We start from the raw sequence: 21,385 nt of genomic DNA, 5'->3' as shown, positions 1-21,385 counted from the left end.
GTTTATTGAGCAGTCACTCAAAAATAACTTGCCAATGTCAAATCGTCAAGGTAGCGTCGGCCCATCGTTATTGAGCAATCACTCAACAATTCTGGAGATACCGCCATGTCCGACTTCAAAATTTACGACAAAGATTCCGCACCTGCCGATTCCAAGCCGCTTTTGCAGAACTCGCTTGATGCCTTTGGCATGATCCCGGGTCTGCACGGCGTCATGGCCGAAGCCCCGGCCGTTCTTGAAGGTTATCAGGCGCTGCATAGCCTGTTTCAGAAGACCAGCTTTGATGCCAATGAACTGACCGTCGTCTGGATGACGATCAATGTCGAGCATGGCTGCCATTACTGCGTTCCGGCCCACACCGCCATCGCCCATATGATGAAAGTCGATGCCGACACCATCAATGCGCTGCGCGATGAGACCCCGCTTGCCGATGCAAAGCTCGAAACACTTCGTACCTTTACGCTTGCCATGACCCGTAGTCGCGGCAATGTCACCAGCGATCAGCTTGATGCCTTTTACGCAGCTGGTTACGGCCAGCAGCAGGTGCTTGAGATCATTCTCGGTCTGGCTCAGAAAGTGATGTCGAACTACATCAACCATGTTGCCGAAACCCCGGTCGATGAACCGTTCCAGCGTTTTTCCTGGGAAAAATCCGGCGCAAAAGCCGCCTGATTACGGTCCGCCTCAACCCGTTATCAACGCAACAATTTTGGCGTGGACAGATTTTCCCCATCCCCCTGCGCCATATCCGTGCGTTGTCCTGCACCGCCCGTTGTCCCCGGGCGGTGCTTTTTTATCTGATGATCTGATCAGTCGTCATCATGGGGCAGGTGGAAGGTGGTCTCGGTAAAGCATTCGCGTTCGGACATGATCGCCATCCAGTCGCGCACGCGCACCGGAATATCAAACCGCCGGTCCGGCCAGCGGAAATCAATGTAATAAAGCGCAATCAATACCGACCAGGTGCCAAGATGCGGCTCCTCGGTCCGAAGGCCCGGAAGCCCTTCCAGAATAGCATCGATACCTGACGTGATTGCTTCTGCCTGCCGCTCCATTACGGCCTCAGAACGATCTTCTTCAGCGCGTTGTGAGTCGGCATAAAGCCGCGCGGTTGCCGCCATCATGCCATCGGCCAATCCCTGCCATTTAAGGGCACTCAGGCGTCCCGGGCCGCTTTCGGGGATCACACCGCCCGAAAGGCCTTGGGATTTGGCAAGCTGATCAAGATAGTCACAGATGACGGCGGACTCAAAAACCGCCATCCCGTCATCAAGGATCAGGGTCGGGACCTTTGCCAGCGGGTTATGGGCACGCAGCGCCTGATCGGTCCAGGGATCAATCAGGATTTCACTGATCTGTTTTTCCAGACCCAGTTCACGCAAGACAACCCGCACCTTGCGCGAGAAGGGTGAAGTTGGTGCGTAATAAAGCTGCATCATGATCCAAAGCCCCTTGCCATCGGCATATGTCCCGTCAGCATTTCAACGCCGTCAAACACGTAAATCCGGCGTCCAGCCGATCCCTTCGAGATGCCAATTGGCATGCCAGTTGGTGTCGTTGCGTGACAGTGTAAGGTAATTTCGCGCCGCACAATAGGTACCTTTGCGTTCAGGCAGCGGTTTTAACTTTGTCGGCCGGTCCGGAAGCGGGTTATCCCCGATCCAGGCCAGAAGCCCCAAAACCCGTGCAAAGGCGGCCGGTGGGGCCGTGTGCGAGATGCCCGATGCCACCAGCTGATGGATGGTTTTGCCCCGCGTTTCAAAGGTCCCGCGGGTCGCAACATGGATCTCGCCTGACAGCAGGGTTATTTCATGATCACGTTCATTGGCGATCTCTTCGATCAGTTCAAGGAAGCGACACCATTCGCGCCGGTGCCAGCGGCTTTGCCACTGATCACGCAGGTCATCTTCATATTTCTGTGCCTTCGGCCAAAGATGCATCATCATCTCAACCAGCGACAATCTGGGGCCAATCACCGGCACACTCGACATCAGCAAAATCCGGTTACCTTCCGGCACCGTTTCAAGCACCTTTGGCAAGTCGCGCCAGCCATTTTCGCCCATCACGGCATTCGGTGTGCGCTCGGACCTGAGGTCCGGTGCGATGATGCTGACACCGGGAAAATCGGTGCGCCAGGCAAGGCTTTTACCCGCACGATCCAGCACCATATCGGGCAAGTCATCCGGCGCACAGCACAGCTGCATCAGGCAGAAAGCCTCGCGCGCGCAGTCAAACATGCCCTTGGCCACCGCCGTTCCCTGAAACCATTTCTTGTGGCTGCCCCAGCCATCAAAAATATCATGATCATCCCACATCATAAGCGACGGCACCCGGGCCAGCATGTGGCGGATCTGCGGCTGGCCGTAAATCGCCAGATAATGATCAAGATAGAATTTCAGAACCGCATCGCGCATCACATCGGAAAAGGCGGTCGCCATCCGCGCGCTCCGCCCGGCTTTGTCCCAGGCGATGATGTCCGGATGGCATTCCCAGACCCCGTCGGCATAGATCTGATCACCACCATGCAGCAAAAGCGAGAAGGCCTGCTTGGCGTGTTCTCGGCCAAGATCCGTCCAAAGCACATTGCGGTCTTCAAGCGGCCGGTCGAGATCGCCGTCTTCCTGCCCGTTACATGACACAAAACCGATGCGCAGATCGCGGCCCAGATCCGTGCAAACCTCATATGTTTCGCTACCGAAACTATAGGATGCTTTCGTGTTTGCCGGCAAATCGAACTCAAACCGCCAATAGGTCCGGCCAAACAGCTCTGCCAGTTTGACCGGGGCAACGATATCGCTGTCATTGGCCTTGAATTCCGGGATGTCCTGGGTGCTATCGGCAACAACGAGTGCAGCCAAGCGGGTGGTTTTCTCATCCGCGCCGCGCGCAAACAGGAACGGCCCGAAAAGGTTCTGATCGGTGATTGTCTCTGCCTCTGTCTTGGTCATGCGCGTGTGATACCTGCCAAATTTGTCCTTAAATCATACGTTTGATCGCGGTTTTGGTTCCCTTTGGGGCGGATCTATTAAAATCAATTGGATCGGAAATTTCGAACAAAAAAGCCATCCGGGCAAACCCCGTCCAAAGGCCGGTGATTGATTAAATGCTGCAATGCGTTAGTCTTTTTTCTCTCTCGCATTTCAAACGCCACCAAAAGGAAAAGCCCCATGACGACAGAGCGCCCCAAAGCCATTCCCACCGTTCAGGTCGATGATGACACCTTCCGGGTGACCGAATGGCATTTCCCCCCGGGATCGGAAACCGGTGATCACGTCCATGGTATGGATTATGTCGTCGTGCCGATGACCACGGGAACCCTGACGATTGTGAATGATGACGGCACAACGTTCCCCTCGGAAATGACCGCCGGGAAGTCCTATTCGCGCAAGACCGGGGTGGCGCATAACGTGATTAACGAAAATGATTTCCCGATCACGTTTGTCGAGATCGAAGCCAAATAAGCAGCCTGATCAGGCTAAAAACAAAACGGGCAGGTGATCAACAGCTGCCCGTTTTCGTTTCACAGCACTTTTAAATCAGCGGCTTAACCAAGACGCGTTTCGATCGCATCCCAGATCAGGCTTTCAAGTTTGGAGCCGTCAAAGCGGTTGATTTCCTGAAGGCCGGTCGGCGAGGTGACGTTGATTTCCGTCATGTAATCGCCAATCACGTCGATCCCGACAAAGATCAGATCACGTTTCTTGAGCTCCGGGCCGATGCGATCGCAAATCTCGCGTTCGCGCGAGGTCAGCATCGATTTCTCGGCCACACCGCCGACATGCATGTTTGATCGCGCCTCACCCTCGGCCGGGACACGGTTGATCGCACCCACCGGTTCGCCGTCGACCAGAATTATGCGTTTGTCGCCCTTGCGGACATCCGGCAAATAGGCCTGCACCATCAGCGGTTCGCGCGATTGCGCGGCAAACAGTTCGAGCAGGGAATTCAGGTTCTCGTCACCCGGTTTAAGGTGGAACACACCCGCCCCGCCATTGCCAAACAGCGGCTTGACGATGATGTCCTTGAACTCTTCGCGGAATTCCTTGATGCGCGCGCCGGACCGCGTGATCAGGGTCGGCGGCATCAGATCGGGGAATTCGGTGACAAAAATCTTTTCCGGCGCATTGCGGACATGGCCCGGATGGTTGACCACAAAGGTTTCCGGGTGGATCGCCTCAAGCAAATGGCTTGCGGTGATATAGTTCATGTCAAAGGGCGGGTCCTGACGCATCAGGATGACATCGGTTTCCTTGGCCAGATCAATCACACGGGCCTCGCCCAGATCATGGTGATTGCCATGCTCATAGCGCAGGGTCATCGGGCGGACTTCCGCCTTGATCCGGCCGCGGTCATAGAACATGTCATCGGGATGATAATGCAAAAGGTCATATCCGCGCGCCTGGGCTTCAAGGCCCATGACAAAGGTGGAGTCCCCCTTGATGTCGATGCTCTCGATCGGGTCCATCTGGATGGCGACGATACGGCTCATTAAACGCGTTCTCCTGTCTGCCGGTGGTCAAACAACCCGTAATTAAGGCCCAAAACGGCCAAATAAGGTCATTTGCGGGCATGGCTTGACCCGGCTGGCCTTCCCGGCCAAATGATGCGATATGTAATTCGCAGTGGATGGTTACTATTTGGCACGATTTTTATCATTCGCCATTCACCTTCTGCAATCGCGATGATCGCGATCAACGAAATGTTATGAAGACCTGCAAGGCAACAAGGCATATGACCCGTTTGACCCAGAAACCAAAGACCCGTTGGAAAACTCTTGGCATGAAAACCCGCGCCTTTGTGGCGGCCGGTGCACTTGCCACGGCCATTGGTTTGGGTGCGGTGACCAGTCTGACCCTGTTGCCAAGCACGGCAACTGCGCAATCAAGCGATCAGATCAGCCCTGAGATGATCGAAAAGATCGAAAACTATCTGGCCGGGATCACCACCCTTAAGGCCGAGTTCGTTCAGATTTCATCAGATGGCGGTGCGGCCGAAGGCGATCTTTATATGGAACGCCCGGGCAAGATGCGGTTTGAATATAACCCGCCGGCGCAAATCCTGCTGGTATCGACCGGCCATGATTTCATCTATTTTGACAAGGAAATCAACGCGCCGACCTATTTCGACATTGATGAAACCCCGGCTGGCATCATTCTGGCCGAAAACATCTCGCTGACCGACAAGGTCAAAATTGTCGATTATCGTCGCACGGCCGAAACCGTCCGCATCGAACTGGTGCGCAAATCCGATCCCGGTGCTGGCAGCGTGACTCTGGTCTTTTCCGAAAAACCGATGCAGCTGCGCCAGTGGATCGTGACCGACCCGACCGGCATTGAAACCACCGTGACCCTTTTCAACACCCAAGAGGGCATGAAACTTGATCCCGAACTGTTCAAGTTCGAACGTATCTGGCCACAACGCGGCAGCTAAGCCGGAATTTTTTCCACCAAGCTCTGACATTACAAAACCGTCTGAAATTGGCGTTCGGATCAAGAATATTTTCTGATTCAAGTGCTTGGCAGATGCGCGATCTTATTGTGGTTTCGTAATGAAATGATCGCCGGTTTGGAATCATTATAAAGTTTTAAAATTTGTTGGGTTTTCGGGCCTTCCCCCATGGCAGGAAAGCTGCACTGTTCCTATATGTGAGTCTGTCACAAGGTTCCCCTAAACGACGGGAACCCCGTGTGAGGAAAAGGTCTCCCCTACCTTTCCTCACGCTCCAGATCATCGGAGCGCTGGCGTCCGGTTCTCCCCCCTGGCCGGACGCCTTTTTTTTGCCCAATGCTTGCGACAATGTCTGTTCAGATTAGGTCTCGCTTTCATGGGGAAATCCGCGAATCCCAAACATGATTTCACAGGCTGTTAATTTTAATTGCCTACTAAAGTGATGCATGATTCCCTGACGGGACCACATTCAATACACGAGAAGACAGGACCGACGCCTTCCATGATCAATGACTTTCTGAAATCCGTTGCGCAGTTTTCCGACCCGCGTTTTCGCAAAGTCGTGCTGATCGGTGTTGCCGGTGCATTGGCAACCATTATCGCGCTTTGGGTCATGATCTGGTTTGGGCTGAATTCCATCACCTTCTTTACCGATGGCGGCTGGCTTGAAACCGCTGTCGACTGGGTTCTGGGCATTGGCCTGACCCTGCTAGTACTTTTGCTGTTCCCGGCTGCCACCGTTCTGATCTCGAGCCTTCTGCTTGATCAGATCGCGGATGCGGTCGAAGACAAGCACTATCCGACCCTGCCAGATACCCGTCCGCAGCCGATTGTTGATGCCCTGATCAGCGGCCTTAAATTCGCGCTGACCGCTTTGGCGCTTAACATTCTGATTTTGCCGCTTCTTCTGGCCGGGCCGCTTTATGTCATCGCGTTTTACGCCATGAATGGCTATCTTTTGTCGCGTGAATATTTTGAACTGGTTGCCGCACGCCGCTATGATGCGCGGACGGTTGAAGCCATTCGTAAAAGCCGCCAGAAAAAGCTTTGGATTGCCGGGGTCGGGCTGACCTTTTTGATGACCATTCCGTTGGTCAATCTGGTCGCACCGATCATCGCCACGGCCTTTATGGTCCACTATTCTGTGCGTCTTGGCACCTATGTGCCTGAAACCGCCTGACCGGTAACCGCAAGGCCATACCACGAGACCAAATATCGAAACTGCAACTTTAAGGATCTGGTCATCCCATGTTTGGAAAGAAAAAAGCCAATAAAACAGTCGACAGCAGTGCGACTTCGTCAGATACATCTCGCCTGGATGGATCAGACGCGCTTTCCGGGACCATGACCACGTCCTCCGAGCCTGCATCTGACAAAGCCGCCGATACCGGCACGCCCGAAAAAACAGAAAAACGAACAGAGCCGCGGCTCTTCACCCAACCGCGCACAAAGGATGAACCGCAAATGTCCAGTAAACCGCACTCCACCAACTTCCGCCCGGAAATCCCGAAGCGCCCGCTTGAAATCCCGACCCGCGGCAATTCCGGTCGCCCGGCAGGTTCGGGCAGCCACACCGAAGGCAAGAAGCTGACGGTTGGGCGCGACATCACCCTGAAAGGTGAAATCGGTTCCTGTGACATCCTGGTCGTCGAAGGCGTTGTTGAAGCCCAGATCAAGGAATGCTCGCGCCTCGAAGTTTCCCATGGCGGCAGCTTCATCGGTTCCGCCCAGGTGGATGAGGCCGAAATCAGCGGCAAGTTCGAAGGCGAACTGACGGCTGGCCGTGTGGTTGTGGTCAATTCCGCAGAAATGAGCGGCAAAATCACCTATGGCGCGCTTCAGATCGAAAACGGCGCACAGGTCAAGGGCGAGCTGGAATATGTCGAAGGTTCGGATGCCAACCTGAACCGCGCTGGCACGACCGGCGCCATCACCATCCCGCGCAAATCCGACGATTCCTGATTTTTGCCGGCATGATGGTTCTGACCAAATACTCACCCCGAACAGACGTACCCCGTCCTTTCGGGGTGATTTTGCTTCTGGCCCTCATCGCCATCGGTCTTTCAGCCTGTGGCGGCGCATCGGTGCCGCCGGGCTCGACAAATGCCAATTACGGGCAGCTTGATGCCCAGGGCAATGTCACCGCCAACCAGCCCGATACCCGCCAAAAGCCGGAAAACTCCCGTACGCGCAGAACCGCTGCCATCCCGTTCAAACCGGTCCCCAACGCATCGCTCAAGGGCCTGTCAGAGCCGGAAGTCGAAGCCAAGATCGGCGCCCCGGAAATGATCCGTGGCGAGGGCGAAATCCGCGTCTGGCAATACCGCTCGGACCTTTGCTCGTTTGATGCTTTCTTTGCCCCTGCGACAGAGGGCAGCCCGCGTGAACTTCGTCACATGCTGGCCCGCATGCGACGCGGCAATCAGCCGATCTCGATCCAGGATTGCCTCGATCAGGTCGTCAAAAAGCATCTGGCACGCGGCTAACACCTTCCCGCCGATTTCCTTACGATCATAAAGCCTTAGCGTCATGTCGTGATGTGGAAATCGCATCATCCATGACCATCTTCCGGCCGAATGCCCGCATTAACCTGTAAAAATCGTGCCCGGATGCCCGCTGTGACGCATTCCTTGGTTTAATCTTTACCTTTTGGCGGCAATCTCGGAAAACGAGCCTCATAAATTTGCCATATCCTTTGGATTTTATGCGTCCAAACACGGTCCGCCGGACCGATCCCGAAACTTCAGACACGATACGCGACCTCATGAAAAAACACGCCCATCGTCTCGTCAGAAATTCGTTTGCCGCCGCTTTTGGCGCCATTGCCTGCCTGCTTGCCCTTGGTCTGCCGACCAGTGGTGCACAGGCGCAAAACTCCCCGCAGCTGATTGATGTCTACAGCAAGTGGGAAGCCTACACCTATTCCGAAGACGGCCAGAAAGTCTGCTATATGGGCAGCCAGCCGACCTCGGCCAAAGGCGACTACACCCAGCGCGGCAAAATCTATGTCATGGTCACCCATCGCCCGGCGCTCAAGCTGCTCAATGAAGTCAGCTTCATCACCGGCTATACCTATCAGTCGGGTAGCGAGGTGGATCTTCGAATCGATTCCAAACGCTTCAAGCTGTTCACCCATGACGATTCCGCCTGGGCTGTAAACAGCGAAGAAGACCGCAAACTGGTCAGTTCGATGAAATCGGGTTCGACCATGGTTGTGGTGGGGCATTCGTCACGCGGCACCAAGACCACGGATACCTATTCGCTGTCGGGCTTCACCGCCGCCTATAACGCGATTTCAAAGGCTTGCAACACCAAGCCGGTCAACTGATCACAAGCCTGATCAAACCGGCAGGTGGGGCCGCGATGGCCCTTTTTGCAACCCTGATTGCAGTGCTGTGATAGCAGCAATGTGAAATTTATCATTTCTAAATCGACCCGGCCCCGCTATATGCGGGGCCAAGCATTTTTGCATCATTTCTGGTATAGTCCCGCGGACGCCAGAAAGAGACGGCCAAAAATCCGTCCGGCAAACCCACACTACTTAAAAAGAGAGAGCCCGGGATGACCGACGTCCTGACCGAAAACGCACCCCAGACCGATGCCCCTGCCACGCAGGACGGGCCATCGCTGTCCGACTTCGTTTCGCGCGCCGCCAGTGGGCAGGCTGCCGACGGGCGTCGTGATCTGGTGGGCATCACCCGCGAAGAGCTGACCGAAATCATGGCCGGCATGGGTGAAAGCAAATTCCGCGTCAAACAGCTCTGGAACTGGATCTATAACCGCGGTGTCACCGACATCGAGGACATGACCAACATTTCCAAAAAGCTGCGCGACCGCATGAGTCAGGATTTCTATGTCGGTCGCCCGGTTCTGACAGCTGATCAGAAAAGCTCGGACGATACCCATAAATGGCTGATGAAGTTCCATGACGGCAACGAGGCCGAGACGGTCTATATCCCCGATCGCAACGAAGATCGTGGTGCTGTCTGCATTTCATCCCAGGTGGGCTGCACGCTGACCTGCAAGTTCTGCCATACCGGTACGCAGCTTCTGGTGCGCAACCTGACCCCGGGTGAAATCGTCAGCCAGTTCATGGTCGCACGTGACAGCTACGGCGAATGGCCAACCCCGGCCAATGGTATCCGCCGCCTGTCAAACATCGTCATGATGGGCATGGGCGAGCCGCTGTTTAACTATGAAAACGTCCGCGATGCGCTGCGCATCGCCATGGACGGCGAAGGTATTTCGATCTCGCGCCGCCGTGTCACGCTGTCGACCTCGGGCGTGGTGCCGGAAATCGTACGTTGCGGTGAGGACCTTGGCGTTGGTCTGGCGATTTCGCTGCATGCACCCGATGATGATCTGCGCAACGAAATCATGCCGATCAACAAGAAATATCCGCTCAAAGAGCTGATGGATGCCTGCCGGAACTATCCGGGCATGTCCAATTCGCGTCCGATCACCATGGAATATGTCATGCTGAAAGGCGTGAACGACAAACCGGAACACGCACGTGCGCTGGCCAAGCTGGTCAAAGGCGTTCACTGCAAATTCAACCTGATCCCGTTCAACAAATGGCCGGGCTCGGATTACGAATGCACGCCGACCAACGATATCAAGAAGTTCGCCCAGATCCTGCTTGATAACGGCTACGAAGCGCCAATCCGCTGGCCGCGCGGCCGCGATATTCTCGCTGCCTGTGGTCAGCTGAAATCCGAAAGCCAGCGTCAGCGCAAATCACGCGCTGGTACCGCCGGTGGCTGCGGCAAAGCAGAAGCCGGCGAAGAAGGCATCGTTGCCGCCCAGTAAGCCTGGCAGCAAAACAAACGAATATCGATCAACACCGGGTGGCCAGGCTGCCCGGTGTTTTTCGTTTAGGGACGGTTTTTAGAACGCCAAACTGACTAAATCCCCATAACAGGATCACTGTTTATATTCTAATCTGGATTTTTTAGACCCAGCGCAGTTCCGGCTTCTTGTCCGATCGCTTTTCCGGCGTGCTGATTTCATCGATATTGATGTTCATGATCAGGATGCCACCAAGACCACCTTCGGTCATTTCCGACAGCCGAATACCGACCCGGTCATGATCCAGTTCCGACAGGTACACATCACGCGCCGCCTCATCGACAAAGTCGATATTGACCGCGTGGGTAAATCCCTGACTAAGGCCGCTTCCCGGCCGTTTCGCCCCGCCACAAAAGGCCACCATGCCCGGCACCGCAAGGGCCGCTGTTTCAAGCTGGCCCATGATTTTGGCAATCTTTTCTTCCGAAACGTGGCTTGGGATCTGTAGCAGGACGATATGACGGATCATGAATTGTTCCCTGCTGTTGCGTCCTCGGTCTGCCAGCCTGCCGGATCGATGCTGTTGGGCAGAAGCACATATTTCCGGCCCTGCCGGTTCATGTGACCGGCAAAAAGGGCGGCATCCTCGCCCGGGCCAAAGAAGATATCACCGCGCACCGGCCCGCGAATGGCGCCACCGGTATCCTGGGCGACCATCAAACGGCGGAACTTGCGGTCTTCATTCATCGGATCGCTGGTTTCAAGCCAGACCGGAATGCCCATGGCATGAAAACGGCGATCAACTGCCAATGACCGACCGGGTTCCAGCGGCACACCCTGCGATCCCAGCGGACCGGCTTCGGGGTCATTGGGATCAACCTTAAGCGGCTGGAAAAACACGTAAGATGCGTTGGTATTCATCACCGCATCAGCTTCATCAGGATTGTCATGCAGCCATTTGCGGATTGATTGCAGCGATACGGTTTCACGGCTCAAGACACCTCGCGCAATCAATTCCCGCCCGATGGCAAAGTACGGATGGCCGTTGGTCGCGGCATAGCCTACCCGAAGCACACTCTCATCGGGCAGAACCACCCGGCCAGACCCCTGAATTTGCAAGAAAAAGGCATCCACCGCATCATCGACCCAGACCAGTTCCAGATCACGGTCCGAAAGCGCGCCTTCTTCGATCGCTTCGCGGTCGTAATAGGGTTTTACGGCATCACCCGATATCCGTCCGACCAGCCTGGTGCCTTTCAGATCCTCGCGAAACTCGCCAAGATCGATTGAAACCATGTCACTGGGTTTGAGATAAAGCGGCGTCTGATACGCCCCACCACGGGCCAGCTGGCCTTGCAACTCCGGCTCGTAATAGCCGGTAAACAGGCCTTCCGGTTCATCGCGATTGCCACTGAGATACGGTCTGAAGCCGCTTTCAAAGAAAGCCCGTGCGTCTTCCTTGCGCAGGCTTTCGACATCAAGTGCGACCGCCGTCTGACAAAGATCGCGCCACTGGCCAATCGTTCCCATGCGCGGATCGGGGCCAACAGCCCGGTCATCATCACGTCTGAGCATCGCCTTGCACGACCGGGCAAAGGCACGCACGGAACCGCGCATATCATCACCTTGCCAGCCATCAAGTTCGGCAAAGCTCGCCGGGCGGAGCGTCAGTTTGTCTTCAACCTCGGCCGGCGGTTCGATCTGTCCGGTGATTTGAGGCCAGAACATCCAGATCAGGGCCGCCCCCGCACCCACCAATACGGCAATCAGGGACAGGCTGCGCGATAAAACCAGTCGTCTTTTCAAGATGGAATCCGTTTTTCAGAACAGTTCTACGAAAACCCGATCTTGCCCCTGACATGCTTAACAAGGCGATAATTGCGCAAGCACCTTGCCATCCGGACATGAAAAAAGGCGATCCCATTTGTCGGATCGCCTTTGATATCTGTTTGGTCTTTACGAAACCCGGATCACTCGGTGGTTTCTTCTTCCGGGGTTTCGGTTGCCACCAGCTGCCAGTTCGGATCGCGGCTTTCGATGTTGCGCGCGAATGTCCAAAGGTCTTCGGCCTCGACCACCTGATTGGGGTCGCCATCCACCACATCGCCTTCGGCATTACGGATGACCGAGACTTCCTCGGACACGAACTTTACCGTAACATAGGCAGTACGGCCTTCAAGGCTGGCATCGTGGATCGATGCGCTCTTGATGCCGACCAGGGTGGTTTCCTCGTGCTCGCCCTTTTCTGCACGCGCATCAATGGCAGCAGCGAAATTCTTGTAAACCTCGGCCGAAAGCAGCGGGTTCAGACCATCCTTGTCGCCCTTGGCAAAATATTCGACGATCATTTCGAACGCCATGCGCGCGCCATTCAGGAAGTCCTGCTGGGTAAAGTTCGGATCGTGTTTCTGGATCTGCTGCAGGGTCGCAAAGGTGCCGGACGGAACATTTGCGTCTTCCTGATCGTTACCGGAGTCCGGCAGGCGATAAACGTTATCGGTCTGAGGAGCGGTGTCGTTCTGACCTTCATTGTCATGCGACTGGCGGCCAAAGATATCGGACGGTCCCTGTTTTTCATTGCCGGTACGCCGGCCCAGAACGCCGCGCAAACGCAGCACAAGGAAAACCGCAATCAGAGCGAATAAGAATATATCGAAATACTGCAAGACCGGTCTCTTGATCCTAGTGGTTTCAAACTGGTTGCACTTATATCACAACCGTGGTCGAGAGATGGTATGAACTTAACCAAATGCAAGGGCAACTGCCGATCGCGCCAGAAGATGTGATCATCTTCACCTTTGCCCGCACCATCGGCAGGGGTTCGGCGGAAAATGACGATCTGCCGCATTTTTGTCGCGTTGTCACATTAGCGTTCCCACCAACTAACCAACGAACTTAAGTGTGCAGATTAATGAGAAATGCCTGAAAACCAAGTTGTTTTCTGCAATAGTTTCAGCAAGACGTCAGCTTTGGCCGTAAACATGATGTGTTAAAGCGATACTTGCGGGCCGCTGTGCTAAAAAATCGCCAGTAAACGGAGAAGAAATGGGCTTTTACTTTCTCGCGATATTCGTCGCCATGCCGATCATTGAAATCGCGGTCTTTATCCAGGCCGGCGAACTGATCGGGCTATGGCCGACCATTGGCGTGGTTGTTCTGACCGCCATCATTGGCACGTCGCTGATGCGCGCCCAGGGTCTGCAAACACTTGCCAAGGCGCAAAGCCAGATGGATCAGGGCGAAATGCCGATCGGCGCACTGTTTGACGGCATCTGCATTCTGGTCGCCGGTGTGTTGCTGCTGACCCCGGGCTTTGTCACCGATACGTTCGGCTTCCTGCTGCTCGTCCCGCCGCTGCGTCAGCTGGTCGGGGCCAAGGTTATCATGAAGCTGGTTCAGTCGGGCAATATCCGCACCAATTTCGGTGGTGGTGGCTTTGGCGCGACCTATTCCGGTGGCAGCCAGGGTGGTGGCCATCGTCCGGGTGGGGCCAGCGGCGCTGCTGGACGTACCGGATCACGCCCGCGCGGGTCGGGGCCGATCATTGATGGCGATTTCGAAGATGTCAGCCCGCATGATCCGTCCAATGATACCGGCAGCCACACCAGCACTGGCGAGAACGCGGATACCACACGCAATTTGCCACCCAAAGAAGACCCGCGAAACGAGACGCGCTGAATTCACGGGAAAATCACAAAATCAGAAGGTTGACCGAGATGCTTGGTCAACCTTCTTTGATTCCGGGGGGCTGGGACCGGATCACATCAGGCAAACCCGCAGAAATAAGGGCTTTGCGCCTCTTCTGATTGGCTTGCCCGTCCGTGTCAGACGTGCTAGGCCAACAAGTCCAATTCAACTGCCGCAACGGGGCGGCGTCAGTAACAAGCATTTCTAGCCACGGCCGATGGCCGCACTGAAAGCTTTTTTCTGATCAAGACGAAATGACCTCTAAGGGAGCTAGACTTTAATGGCCGACGAGAATACCACCGGTGCAGAAGGCGCTGCAGAACAACAGCAGCAGCCGGCCGCAAACCCGATCACGATCCACACCCAGTACATCAAGGATCTGTCGTTCGAAAACCCGAACGCACCGGAAAGCGTTGCCCTGCAGCAGCAGCCGAAAATCAATATCGACGTTGATGTTGAAGCCCGCACCACGCAGGACCAGAAACTTCACGAAGTCACCATCAAGATCAATGTCAAAGCCGACGTTGCCGACAAGGTGGCCTTCATCGCCGAACTGCAGTATGGCGCTGTGGTAACGCTGAATGTTTCTGACGAACACCGCCTGCCGGTTCTGATGATCGAAGTTCCGCGCCTGCTGTTCCCGTATGTCCGCAAGATCATCGCTGACCTGACTGCAGATGGTGGCTTCCCGCCGCTGATGATGCAGCAGATTGATTTTGCTGATCTTTTCCGCAAGAAATTTGCCAAAAAGATGGAAGGTCAGCCGGCTGGCAACGCCTGATTGACCCCATCATATTGCTTTTGGTTCGATACCAAAACAATGCAAAGACAAAGGCCGCCAGTTTGGCGGCCTTTTTTATTTTAAAATCGTAATGAAATGCGATCAGATCGTATGTCCGACAGCAATCAGAACGGTTTTGCGATCACCATGAAGACGACGATGATCATCAGAACCGTCGGTACTTCATTGAAAATGCGATAGAATTTCTGAGACTTGGTATTGGCATCCGCCTCGAACGCGCGGCGATAGCGTGCCAGCATCATGTGCGAGATGGTCATCAGCACCACACAGAGCAGCTTGGCATGGAACCAGCCCTGTGACAGGGCATCAATGGCAAAGACCAGATGGCCACCAAACAGCCAGGTCGCAATCATCGCCGGGTTCATGATCGCACGCAAAAGGCGGCGTTCCATCACCTTGAACTTCTCACTGGCTTCCGATCCCGGTGCCACTTCGCAGTGATAGACATAAAGCCGCGGCAGATACAGAAGACCTGCCATCCAGGCGATCACGCTGATGACATGCAGGGATTTGATAATGCTGTAGCTATCCATCTCTCTCTTCTTCTCTAAGTCTGTTGGCGTGCGGTGAGGCACCTTAACAGCAAAAAGGCCGATCCCCCAACGGAACCGGCCCCTATTGCGTCTAAGATGTGATCTAGGCCCCGGCGGGCTTCAGACCGGGCTGCTTGGCCACCGCACAGGAATGTTCATCCGGGCACCACCAGCCGCGTGTCTCGACGGAGGGATCATCAGCACCCTTTGCATCAAGTTCTTCCTGGGTTTGTTTTACAACCGAAACAAGACCGGCAATAAACTTCGGATGGGAGCACACGGTGCGCACCCGCTCATAGACCGGCACATGTTTTTCATGCGCCAGCTCGCCATATTCGATGTCGAGTTCGACCAGGGTTTCCGAATGCTCGGTCACAAAGGCAATCGGGACAACGACGATGGCCTTGTTTTCCTTACCGGCCCGCTCGATCTCGTCCTCGGTCGATGGGCCAATCCATTCCATCGGGCCGACCCGGCTTTGATAGCAGACATTCCAGTCTAGCCCCTCGATCGCCATCTTTTCGACCACAGCGGCCGAGGTTTTTTCGATCTGCGACTGATAGGGATCGCCGCGCTTGGTAATCACCGCTTTCGGCACGCCATGGGCGGAAAACAGGATGCGCGGCTTATCAATGCCAAGCTCACTGGCCTTGGCACACGCCCGATCATATCCAGCCTTGATCATTTCGGCCGATGCATCGACAAAGCCCGGATTGGTCGGATAGCAGCAGGCGGTCTTGATCGGGGAATTAAGCCCGACTTTCTTGCAGGCCCGTTTCCAATCCTTGACCGACGATCCGCTGGTGGTCGTGGAAAACTGCGGATAAAGCGGCAGTAAAATCTGCTCATCCGCACCCCATGCCTTGACCTCGGCCGCGGTGTCATCGGCAAACGGCTTCCAATAGCGCATGGCGATAAAGCAGCGGTTTTCATAGCCGTCATCTTCGGAATTCAACGCCACCTGCAGGGCATCGGCCTGCTCCTGGGTCAGTTCCAGAAGCGGCGATTTGCCACCGATATGATCATAGATCTCGCGGGCAATCGGGGCCCGGCGGCGCGAAATCAGCTTTGCCAGCAAAAACCGGAACGGATTGGGCAGGCTGATGATCGCCGGATCGTTAAACAGGTTGAACAGAAACGGCTCAACAGAAGCCGGACTATCCGGGCCACCCAGATTGAAAAGAACAATGGCGCGTTTCTTGCGCGTCGTTTCGGACATTTGGCTATCCTTCATGGCACAGCGTGTTTCAACCGGTTCCCGACAAACCGGAATTTACGTAAATCCGTCGCGCTCCGGGCCCTATTTTGGTCAAACAGGTGCGGAGCGCAACAAACTTAGCCCACTATACGCATTGAATTTTTCAATCGATTTGATTGATTTCAAAAATCACAAAATAAAATGCAGCAATTGCCGACATTTATCCTTTGTAATTCCGAATGAAGTCGACCAGCTGGCCAACATGTTCCGGCGGGGTTTCCGGGGTGATGCCATGGCCAAGGTTAAAGATGAACGGCCCTTTGCCCAGCGTATCAAGGATGCGTTTGGCTTCATCAAACATCGGATCACCGCCCGTGATCAGCAGCATCGGGTCAAGATTGCCCTGCACCGGCCCAAGTTTCTGAAGGTTTTCAGCCACCCAGTCGAGTTTGACGCCACTATCAAGGCCAACTGCGGTCACACCGGTTTTCTGTTTGAAGTCCACAAGATGCAAACCACAGCCCCGCGGGAAGCCGATAATCGGCAGATCCGGGTGCACGGCGCGCAAATTGGCAACGATCTGTTTGGTCGGCTCAATCACCCAGCGATTAAAGCCGGTCTCGGACAGAACCCCGCCCCAGGTTTCAAACAGCTGAATGCATTCGGCACCCGCTTCAACCTGTTTCAGCAAATATTGCGTGGTGGCCTCAACCACGATGTCGATCAGTTTGGCAAAGCCTTCTGGATCGCCATAGGCAAAGCGGCGGATATTCGGGAAGTCCTTGGAGCCTTTCCCCTCGACCATGTAGGTCGCAACGGTCCAGGGCGCGCCAGCAAAGCCGATCAGAGCTGTGCTGGCCGGAATGGCACTTGAAAGCTTAGACACTGTCTCATAGATCGGACCAAGGGTGTCATGAATGCCTTCAACCGAAAGCTTGCCAAGGCCTGAAGCATCTCTGATGGCCTCAAGCTGTGGGCCTTCACCCTGCTTGAATGCCAAATGCTGACCCAGTGCCTGCGGTATGACGAGGATGTCGGAGAACAATATTGCCGCATCGAAGTCATAGCGCCGTAGTGGCTGCAACGTAACTTCGCAGGCAAGATCGGGATTATAGCAAAGATCAAGGAACGAACCGGCTTCTGCGCGGGTTGCCTTGTATTCCGGCAAATAGCGGCCAGCCTGGCGCATCAGCCAGATTGGCGGTACGGGAAGGGTTTCACCGGCAAGGGCACGCAAGAAAGTCTTTTGGGTGTTAGGCATCTGGTTTCCTGTTTCTCTGTCCCGATCTCTTTTTTGATCTTTGCCCTGACCCGGGGCGTTCGCCCCTGTTCAGAACCGGCTTTGTTATTTCGTGAAATGTGTCCTGGGGCCTTTGCCCGAACGTTTTCCACGTTCTGCCTAACAAAACCTTATTTAATAAAAAAGGATGTTGTTTGTGAGTGGTTCCCTGTGGATAACAGGGATTAAATTTCACGCACAGTTTATTCACATTCCGACTCGGGAAAAATGATTCATCTCAACCGGTCTTGGGGAAAACTGTGTACGACTCCGACCGACTCCCGGACTCTGCCTTGGGAAAAGACGTTTTTGAATAATGGGGATAAGGTGAATAAGTCTGGTTTTTGCATTCTTATCCCTGTTATTACGGGAAAAAATCAGCAGTTATCCCGCTCGGGACAGAGCGTTTGAGAAAGTTTGTATGAAGGGGAGGATAAATTCTGTGGAAAAAACCGGGCCGGAGTCGCTCCCGTTATCCACAATTATCCACAGGCCCGACTCCGATCTGCTAACTTCGGGTTGCGGCAAAAATCTTATCCATCCGGTTAGTGATCGGTATTTTGAACAGCCCGTTGGGCGTTTGAACTAATTTTGAAAAATCGCTTGGCGCGCAAAAAGTGGATAAGATTCTGCTTGTGGGCCCAGTTTTTGGCCAAAGAAACGGACAGGCATGGTCGGGACGGACAAAATTTTCCATCTTCATCTGGTCTCGGACTCAACCGGGGAAACCGTCGATGGCATCGCGCGTGCCTGTGTTGCGCAGTTTCCTGATGTGCGCGCCCATGAACATGTCTGGTCGCTGATCCGAACGGATGCGCAGCTGGCCCGCGTTCTGGCCGATATCGAACGCAATCCAGGCATCGTCCTTTATACCGTCTTTGACAGCGACATCCGCCGCAAGCTTGAAGAAGGCTGCCGCCGTCTGCAGGTCCCGCACAGTCATGTGCTTGATAATACAGTCACCATGATGGCGGGCTATCTCGGCCAGCAATCGCACGGCCGCACCGGCGCGCTCCATAAAATGGACGAGGAATATTTCAGCCGGATCGAGGCAATCGATTACACACTGTCCCATGATGACGGCCAGTCCGGCTGGGATCTGGAAGAAGCCGATGTGGTGATTGTCGGTGTTTCGCGCACCTCGAAAACACCGACCTCGGTCTATCTTGCCAACCGTGGCATCAAGACCGCCAATATTCCCTTTGTGCCGGGCTGCCCGCTGCCGCCGGAGCTTGATAAGCTTGAAAAACCGCTGGTCGTCGGCCTGATCAAGGATGTCGATCAGCTGGTCTCGATCCGTAAAAACCGTCTGCGCCAGATCGAACGCGGCGAGGGCGGGGATTACGTTGATCCGGTGGCAGTGCGCGATGAAGTTCATCAGGCCCGGCGTTACTTTACTGAACGCAGCTGGAAGATCATTAATGTGACCCGCCGATCCATCGAAGAAACCGCCGCCATCATTCTTTCGACCATGTATGACCGGCGCGGTCACTAAGCGATACGAACAGGATAAATAGATGCCCAATACCCATCGTCTTATTCTCGCCTCCAGCAGCAAGGCTCGCCATGCCATGCTGACCAATGCGGGCGTTGATTGCGAAGCCGTCGCCTCGATGATTGACGAGGATGGCTATAAACAGGCGATGAAGGCCGAAGGCGCCACTGCTGCCGAAGCCGCCGAAACCCTTGCCGAAATGAAGGCGCTGCGCATGTATCGTCAGCAGCCTGATGCCATCGTCATTGCTGCTGATCAGATGCTTGAATGTAATGGCATCTGGTTTGACAAGCCGATGGATCGTGACAATACCCGCGCGCAGCTTTTGGCCCTTCGCGGGAAAAGCCACAAGCTGGTTTCGGCCGCTGTTATATATAAAGAGGGGTCTCGTATCTGGGGCACGATTGATACCGCCCATCTGACCGTGCGCAACTTCACCGATGAATGGCTTGAGGAATATCTCGATGGCGCCGGTGAAGAGATCTATCACTGTGTCGGCGGCTATCAGCTTGAAGGTCTGGGCGCGCAGCTCTTTACCGAGGTGCGCGGCGATTACTTCACCGTCCTTGGCATGCCGCTTTTACCCCTGATTGGCTTCTTGCGGGATCACGGTGTATTAAAAGCATAACGAAAACATACATTTCGCCCTATTTCGCAGGATTGCCGCACCATGACCGTTTCCAAATCCTTTCGCACGCTTTCGGGAAGCTCGCGCCTGGCTGGCGTGATGGGCTGGCCGGTCTCGCATTCCAAGTCGCCAAAACTGCAAGGTTATTGGCTGGCAAAATATGGTGTCGATGGCAGTTACATGCCGCTGCCGGTCAAACCGGAAAACTTTGAAACCGCTCTGAAATCCTTGCGTGATCTGGGCTTTGGCGGGGCTAATGTCACCATCCCGCACAAGCAAGCTGCCATGGCTGCGTGCGATCATCTTTCTGATCGCGCCAAACGGATCGGGGCGGTCAATACCGTGACCTTTGATGATGATGGCAAGATGCACGGCGATAACACCGACGGGTTCGGCTTTATTGAAAACCTGCGGCAAGGCGCCCCGGATCATGATTTTGCCAAAGGTGCGGCTGTCGTACTTGGCGCCGGCGGTGCGTGCCGCGCCATTCTTGTATCCCTGCTCGATGAAGGCTGCCCGGAAATCCGTCTTGCCAACCGCACACGCAAACGCGCCGAGGACCTGGCCAAGGAAATCAATGATCCACGGATCAAGGTCGTTGACTGGCCGCTCGCACCCGAAGCCCTCGCCGGGGCGTCGCTTGTCGTCAATACCACAAGCCTTGGCATGGTTGGTCAGCCCAAGCTTGAAATTGATCTTGCCGGCTTGCCGCAAACCGCCCTTGTCACGGATATTGTCTATGCGCCGCTGATGACCGATCTTTTGCTGCAGGCCAAGGAACGCGGTAATCCGATCGTCGATGGTCTGGGCATGTTGCTCCATCAGGCACGACCGGGTTTCCATCGCTGGTTTGGCATTGATCCGGAAGTCACCCAGGAACTGCGCGACTTCGTTCTTTCGCCTGATTAAGTATATATTGGTAATCCTATCATGAAAATTCTTGGGCTGACTGGCTCTATCGGCATGGGCAAATCAACCGCGGCGGCGATGTTTCGTCACCTTGGCGTGCCGGTCCATGATGCCGATGCCGCGACCCATGAATTGATGGCGCCAGATGGTCTGGCCTTTGATCCGATTGCCAAAGCCTTTCCCGATGTGATCCATGATGGCCGGATTGACCGTCAGGCACTGGGCAAGATTGCCTTTGCCGATCCGGCTGTTCTTAAAAAGCTTGAAACCATCCTGCATCCTTTGGTGCGTGCGGCCGAAATCCGGTTTCTTGCCAAACAGCAGCGTCTCGGTCGCAAAATGGTTGTTCTCGACATTCCGCTTTTATACGAAACCGCCGGTGAAAAGCGCTGTGATCGTGTTTCGGTTGTTTCCGCCCCGGGGTTTATTCAACGCCAGCGTGTTCTTTCGCGAGAAGGGATGACGGACGCAAAATTTTCCGCCATTCTGTCCAAACAGATGCCCGATATCGAAAAGCGCAAGCGTGCAGATTTCATCATCCCGACAGGCTTGGGACGTGCGGTCACTTTTCAATATGTTCAGGGCATTATTGACCAACTGAGTTGATCACTGGACCCA

General features: G+C 54.8%; 23 protein-coding genes. 14 read left to right on the top strand and 9 right to left on the bottom strand.

Features of this window, described 5'->3' with window-relative positions; genetic code table 11:
• The first annotated feature begins 105 nt into the window (after window positions 1-105).
• On the top strand, window positions 106-672 hold the full coding sequence (locus tag CMO10_RS18835) for a carboxymuconolactone decarboxylase family protein (protein WP_297024869.1): 567 nt from the start codon (window positions 106-108) through the stop codon (window positions 670-672).
• A 137-nt stretch (window positions 673-809) separates the two neighbouring features.
• On the opposite strand, the gene CMO10_RS18830 is transcribed toward CMO10_RS18835, so the two are convergent.
• Window positions 810-1,439: a glutathione S-transferase N-terminal domain-containing protein gene (locus CMO10_RS18830; protein ID WP_297024868.1), complete on the bottom strand. Its 630-nt coding sequence runs from the start codon at window positions 1,437-1,439 to the stop codon at window positions 810-812.
• A 51-nt stretch (window positions 1,440-1,490) separates the two neighbouring features.
• Entirely contained in the window at window positions 1,491-2,948 is a 1,458-nt protein-coding gene (locus tag CMO10_RS18825; protein WP_297024866.1) for an alkaline phosphatase D family protein, read from the bottom strand.
• Window positions 2,949-3,167: 219 nt separating this feature from the next.
• Here CMO10_RS18825 and CMO10_RS18820 point away from each other — a divergent pair, with 219 nt between their 5' ends.
• The gene (locus CMO10_RS18820; protein WP_044829983.1) at window positions 3,168-3,461 is read left to right on the top strand and encodes a cupin domain-containing protein; all 294 of its coding nucleotides are present in this window, start codon (window positions 3,168-3,170) and stop codon (window positions 3,459-3,461) included.
• A gap of 83 nt (window positions 3,462-3,544) precedes the next feature.
• Here CMO10_RS18820 and gshB read toward each other — a convergent pair whose 3' ends face one another.
• Window positions 3,545-4,489, bottom strand: coding sequence for a glutathione synthase (gene gshB / locus CMO10_RS18815; protein WP_297024863.1), 945 nt, complete (start codon window positions 4,487-4,489; stop codon window positions 3,545-3,547).
• Between the two features lie 242 nt (window positions 4,490-4,731).
• Here gshB and CMO10_RS18810 point away from each other — a divergent pair, with 242 nt between their 5' ends.
• The 6 genes from CMO10_RS18810 to rlmN all read left to right on the top strand — a co-directional run bounded on the left by CMO10_RS18810 (window position 4,732) and on the right by rlmN (window position 10,257).
• Window positions 4,732-5,430: a LolA family protein gene (locus tag CMO10_RS18810; protein ID WP_297024861.1), complete on the top strand. Its 699-nt coding sequence runs from the start codon at window positions 4,732-4,734 to the stop codon at window positions 5,428-5,430.
• A gap of 520 nt (window positions 5,431-5,950) precedes the next feature.
• On the top strand, window positions 5,951-6,628 hold the full coding sequence (locus tag CMO10_RS18805; RefSeq protein ID WP_044829981.1) for an EI24 domain-containing protein: 678 nt from the start codon (window positions 5,951-5,953) through the stop codon (window positions 6,626-6,628).
• A gap of 284 nt (window positions 6,629-6,912) precedes the next feature.
• Entirely contained in the window at window positions 6,913-7,410 is a 498-nt protein-coding gene (locus CMO10_RS18800) for a bactofilin family protein (protein WP_297024859.1), read from the top strand.
• An 11-nt stretch (window positions 7,411-7,421) separates the two neighbouring features.
• Entirely contained in the window at window positions 7,422-7,934 is a 513-nt protein-coding gene (locus tag CMO10_RS18795) for a hypothetical protein (RefSeq protein ID WP_297024858.1), read from the top strand.
• 278 nt (window positions 7,935-8,212) lie between these two features.
• Window positions 8,213-8,776 carry an invasion associated locus B family protein gene (locus tag CMO10_RS18790; protein WP_297024857.1) on the top strand — a complete coding sequence of 188 codons (564 nt, stop codon included), beginning with the start codon at window positions 8,213-8,215 and terminating at the stop codon, window positions 8,774-8,776.
• A gap of 233 nt (window positions 8,777-9,009) precedes the next feature.
• Window positions 9,010-10,257, top strand: a complete 1,248-nt coding sequence (rlmN, locus tag CMO10_RS18785; RefSeq protein ID WP_297024856.1) for a dual-specificity RNA methyltransferase RlmN — start codon at window positions 9,010-9,012, stop codon at window positions 10,255-10,257.
• A gap of 142 nt (window positions 10,258-10,399) precedes the next feature.
• Here the strand turns inward: rlmN and CMO10_RS18780 are convergent, their stop codons facing one another.
• The 3 genes from CMO10_RS18780 to CMO10_RS18770 form a co-directional block, all read right to left on the bottom strand.
• Window positions 10,400-10,765 (bottom strand): Dabb family protein, encoded by a 366-nt coding sequence (locus tag CMO10_RS18780; RefSeq protein ID WP_297024855.1) that lies wholly within the window; start codon window positions 10,763-10,765, stop codon window positions 10,400-10,402.
• Window positions 10,762-12,042, bottom strand: a complete 1,281-nt coding sequence (gene mltA / locus CMO10_RS18775; protein ID WP_297024854.1) for a murein transglycosylase A — start codon at window positions 12,040-12,042, stop codon at window positions 10,762-10,764. Before mltA ends, CMO10_RS18780 begins: the two co-directional genes overlap by 4 nt.
• Before the next feature lie 164 nt (window positions 12,043-12,206).
• Window positions 12,207-12,902: a Tim44/TimA family putative adaptor protein gene (locus tag CMO10_RS18770; protein ID WP_297024853.1), complete on the bottom strand. Its 696-nt coding sequence runs from the start codon at window positions 12,900-12,902 to the stop codon at window positions 12,207-12,209.
• Between the two features lie 379 nt (window positions 12,903-13,281).
• On the opposite strand from CMO10_RS18770, the gene CMO10_RS18765 reads away from it, so the two are divergent.
• Together CMO10_RS18765 and secB are read left to right on the top strand one after the other, a co-directional pair.
• Window positions 13,282-13,914, top strand: coding sequence for an FxsA family protein (locus CMO10_RS18765; RefSeq protein ID WP_297024852.1), 633 nt, complete (start codon window positions 13,282-13,284; stop codon window positions 13,912-13,914).
• Between the two features lie 289 nt (window positions 13,915-14,203).
• Complete coding sequence (secB, locus tag CMO10_RS18760; RefSeq protein ID WP_044829974.1) at window positions 14,204-14,704, top strand: protein-export chaperone SecB; 501 nt, start codon at window positions 14,204-14,206, stop codon at window positions 14,702-14,704.
• Window positions 14,705-14,829: 125 nt separating this feature from the next.
• Here the strand turns inward: secB and hemJ are convergent, their stop codons facing one another.
• From hemJ to hemE, 3 genes are all read right to left on the bottom strand, one after another.
• Entirely contained in the window at window positions 14,830-15,258 is a 429-nt protein-coding gene (hemJ, locus tag CMO10_RS18755) for a protoporphyrinogen oxidase HemJ (RefSeq protein WP_044829906.1), read from the bottom strand.
• Window positions 15,259-15,361: 103 nt separating this feature from the next.
• Window positions 15,362-16,477, bottom strand: a complete 1,116-nt coding sequence (hemH, locus tag CMO10_RS18750; protein ID WP_297024851.1) for a ferrochelatase — start codon at window positions 16,475-16,477, stop codon at window positions 15,362-15,364.
• 199 nt (window positions 16,478-16,676) lie between these two features.
• Window positions 16,677-17,717 carry a uroporphyrinogen decarboxylase gene (gene hemE / locus CMO10_RS18745; RefSeq protein ID WP_297024850.1) on the bottom strand — a complete coding sequence of 347 codons (1,041 nt, stop codon included), beginning with the start codon at window positions 17,715-17,717 and terminating at the stop codon, window positions 16,677-16,679.
• A gap of 688 nt (window positions 17,718-18,405) precedes the next feature.
• Here hemE and CMO10_RS18740 point away from each other — a divergent pair.
• The 4 genes from CMO10_RS18740 to coaE are packed head-to-tail and all read left to right on the top strand — an operon-like array spanning window position 18,406 to window position 21,373.
• On the top strand, window positions 18,406-19,230 hold the full coding sequence (locus tag CMO10_RS18740) for a pyruvate, water dikinase regulatory protein (RefSeq protein ID WP_044829904.1): 825 nt from the start codon (window positions 18,406-18,408) through the stop codon (window positions 19,228-19,230).
• Between the two features lie 22 nt (window positions 19,231-19,252).
• Window positions 19,253-19,858, top strand: coding sequence for a Maf family protein (locus CMO10_RS18735; protein ID WP_297024849.1), 606 nt, complete (start codon window positions 19,253-19,255; stop codon window positions 19,856-19,858).
• Between the two features lie 42 nt (window positions 19,859-19,900).
• Window positions 19,901-20,767 (top strand): shikimate dehydrogenase, encoded by an 867-nt coding sequence (locus CMO10_RS18730; RefSeq protein ID WP_297024848.1) that lies wholly within the window; start codon window positions 19,901-19,903, stop codon window positions 20,765-20,767.
• 21 nt (window positions 20,768-20,788) lie between these two features.
• Window positions 20,789-21,373, top strand: a complete 585-nt coding sequence (gene coaE / locus CMO10_RS18725; protein WP_297024847.1) for a dephospho-CoA kinase — start codon at window positions 20,789-20,791, stop codon at window positions 21,371-21,373.
• Window positions 21,374-21,385: the final 12 nt, after the last annotated feature.

Source organism: Thalassospira sp., from assembly GCF_002709775.1.
Classification (GTDB): domain Bacteria; phylum Pseudomonadota; class Alphaproteobacteria; order Rhodospirillales; family Thalassospiraceae; genus Thalassospira.
Note: the sequence above shows the minus strand (reverse complement) of the source record. Positions and strands in the feature narration are given on the sequence as shown.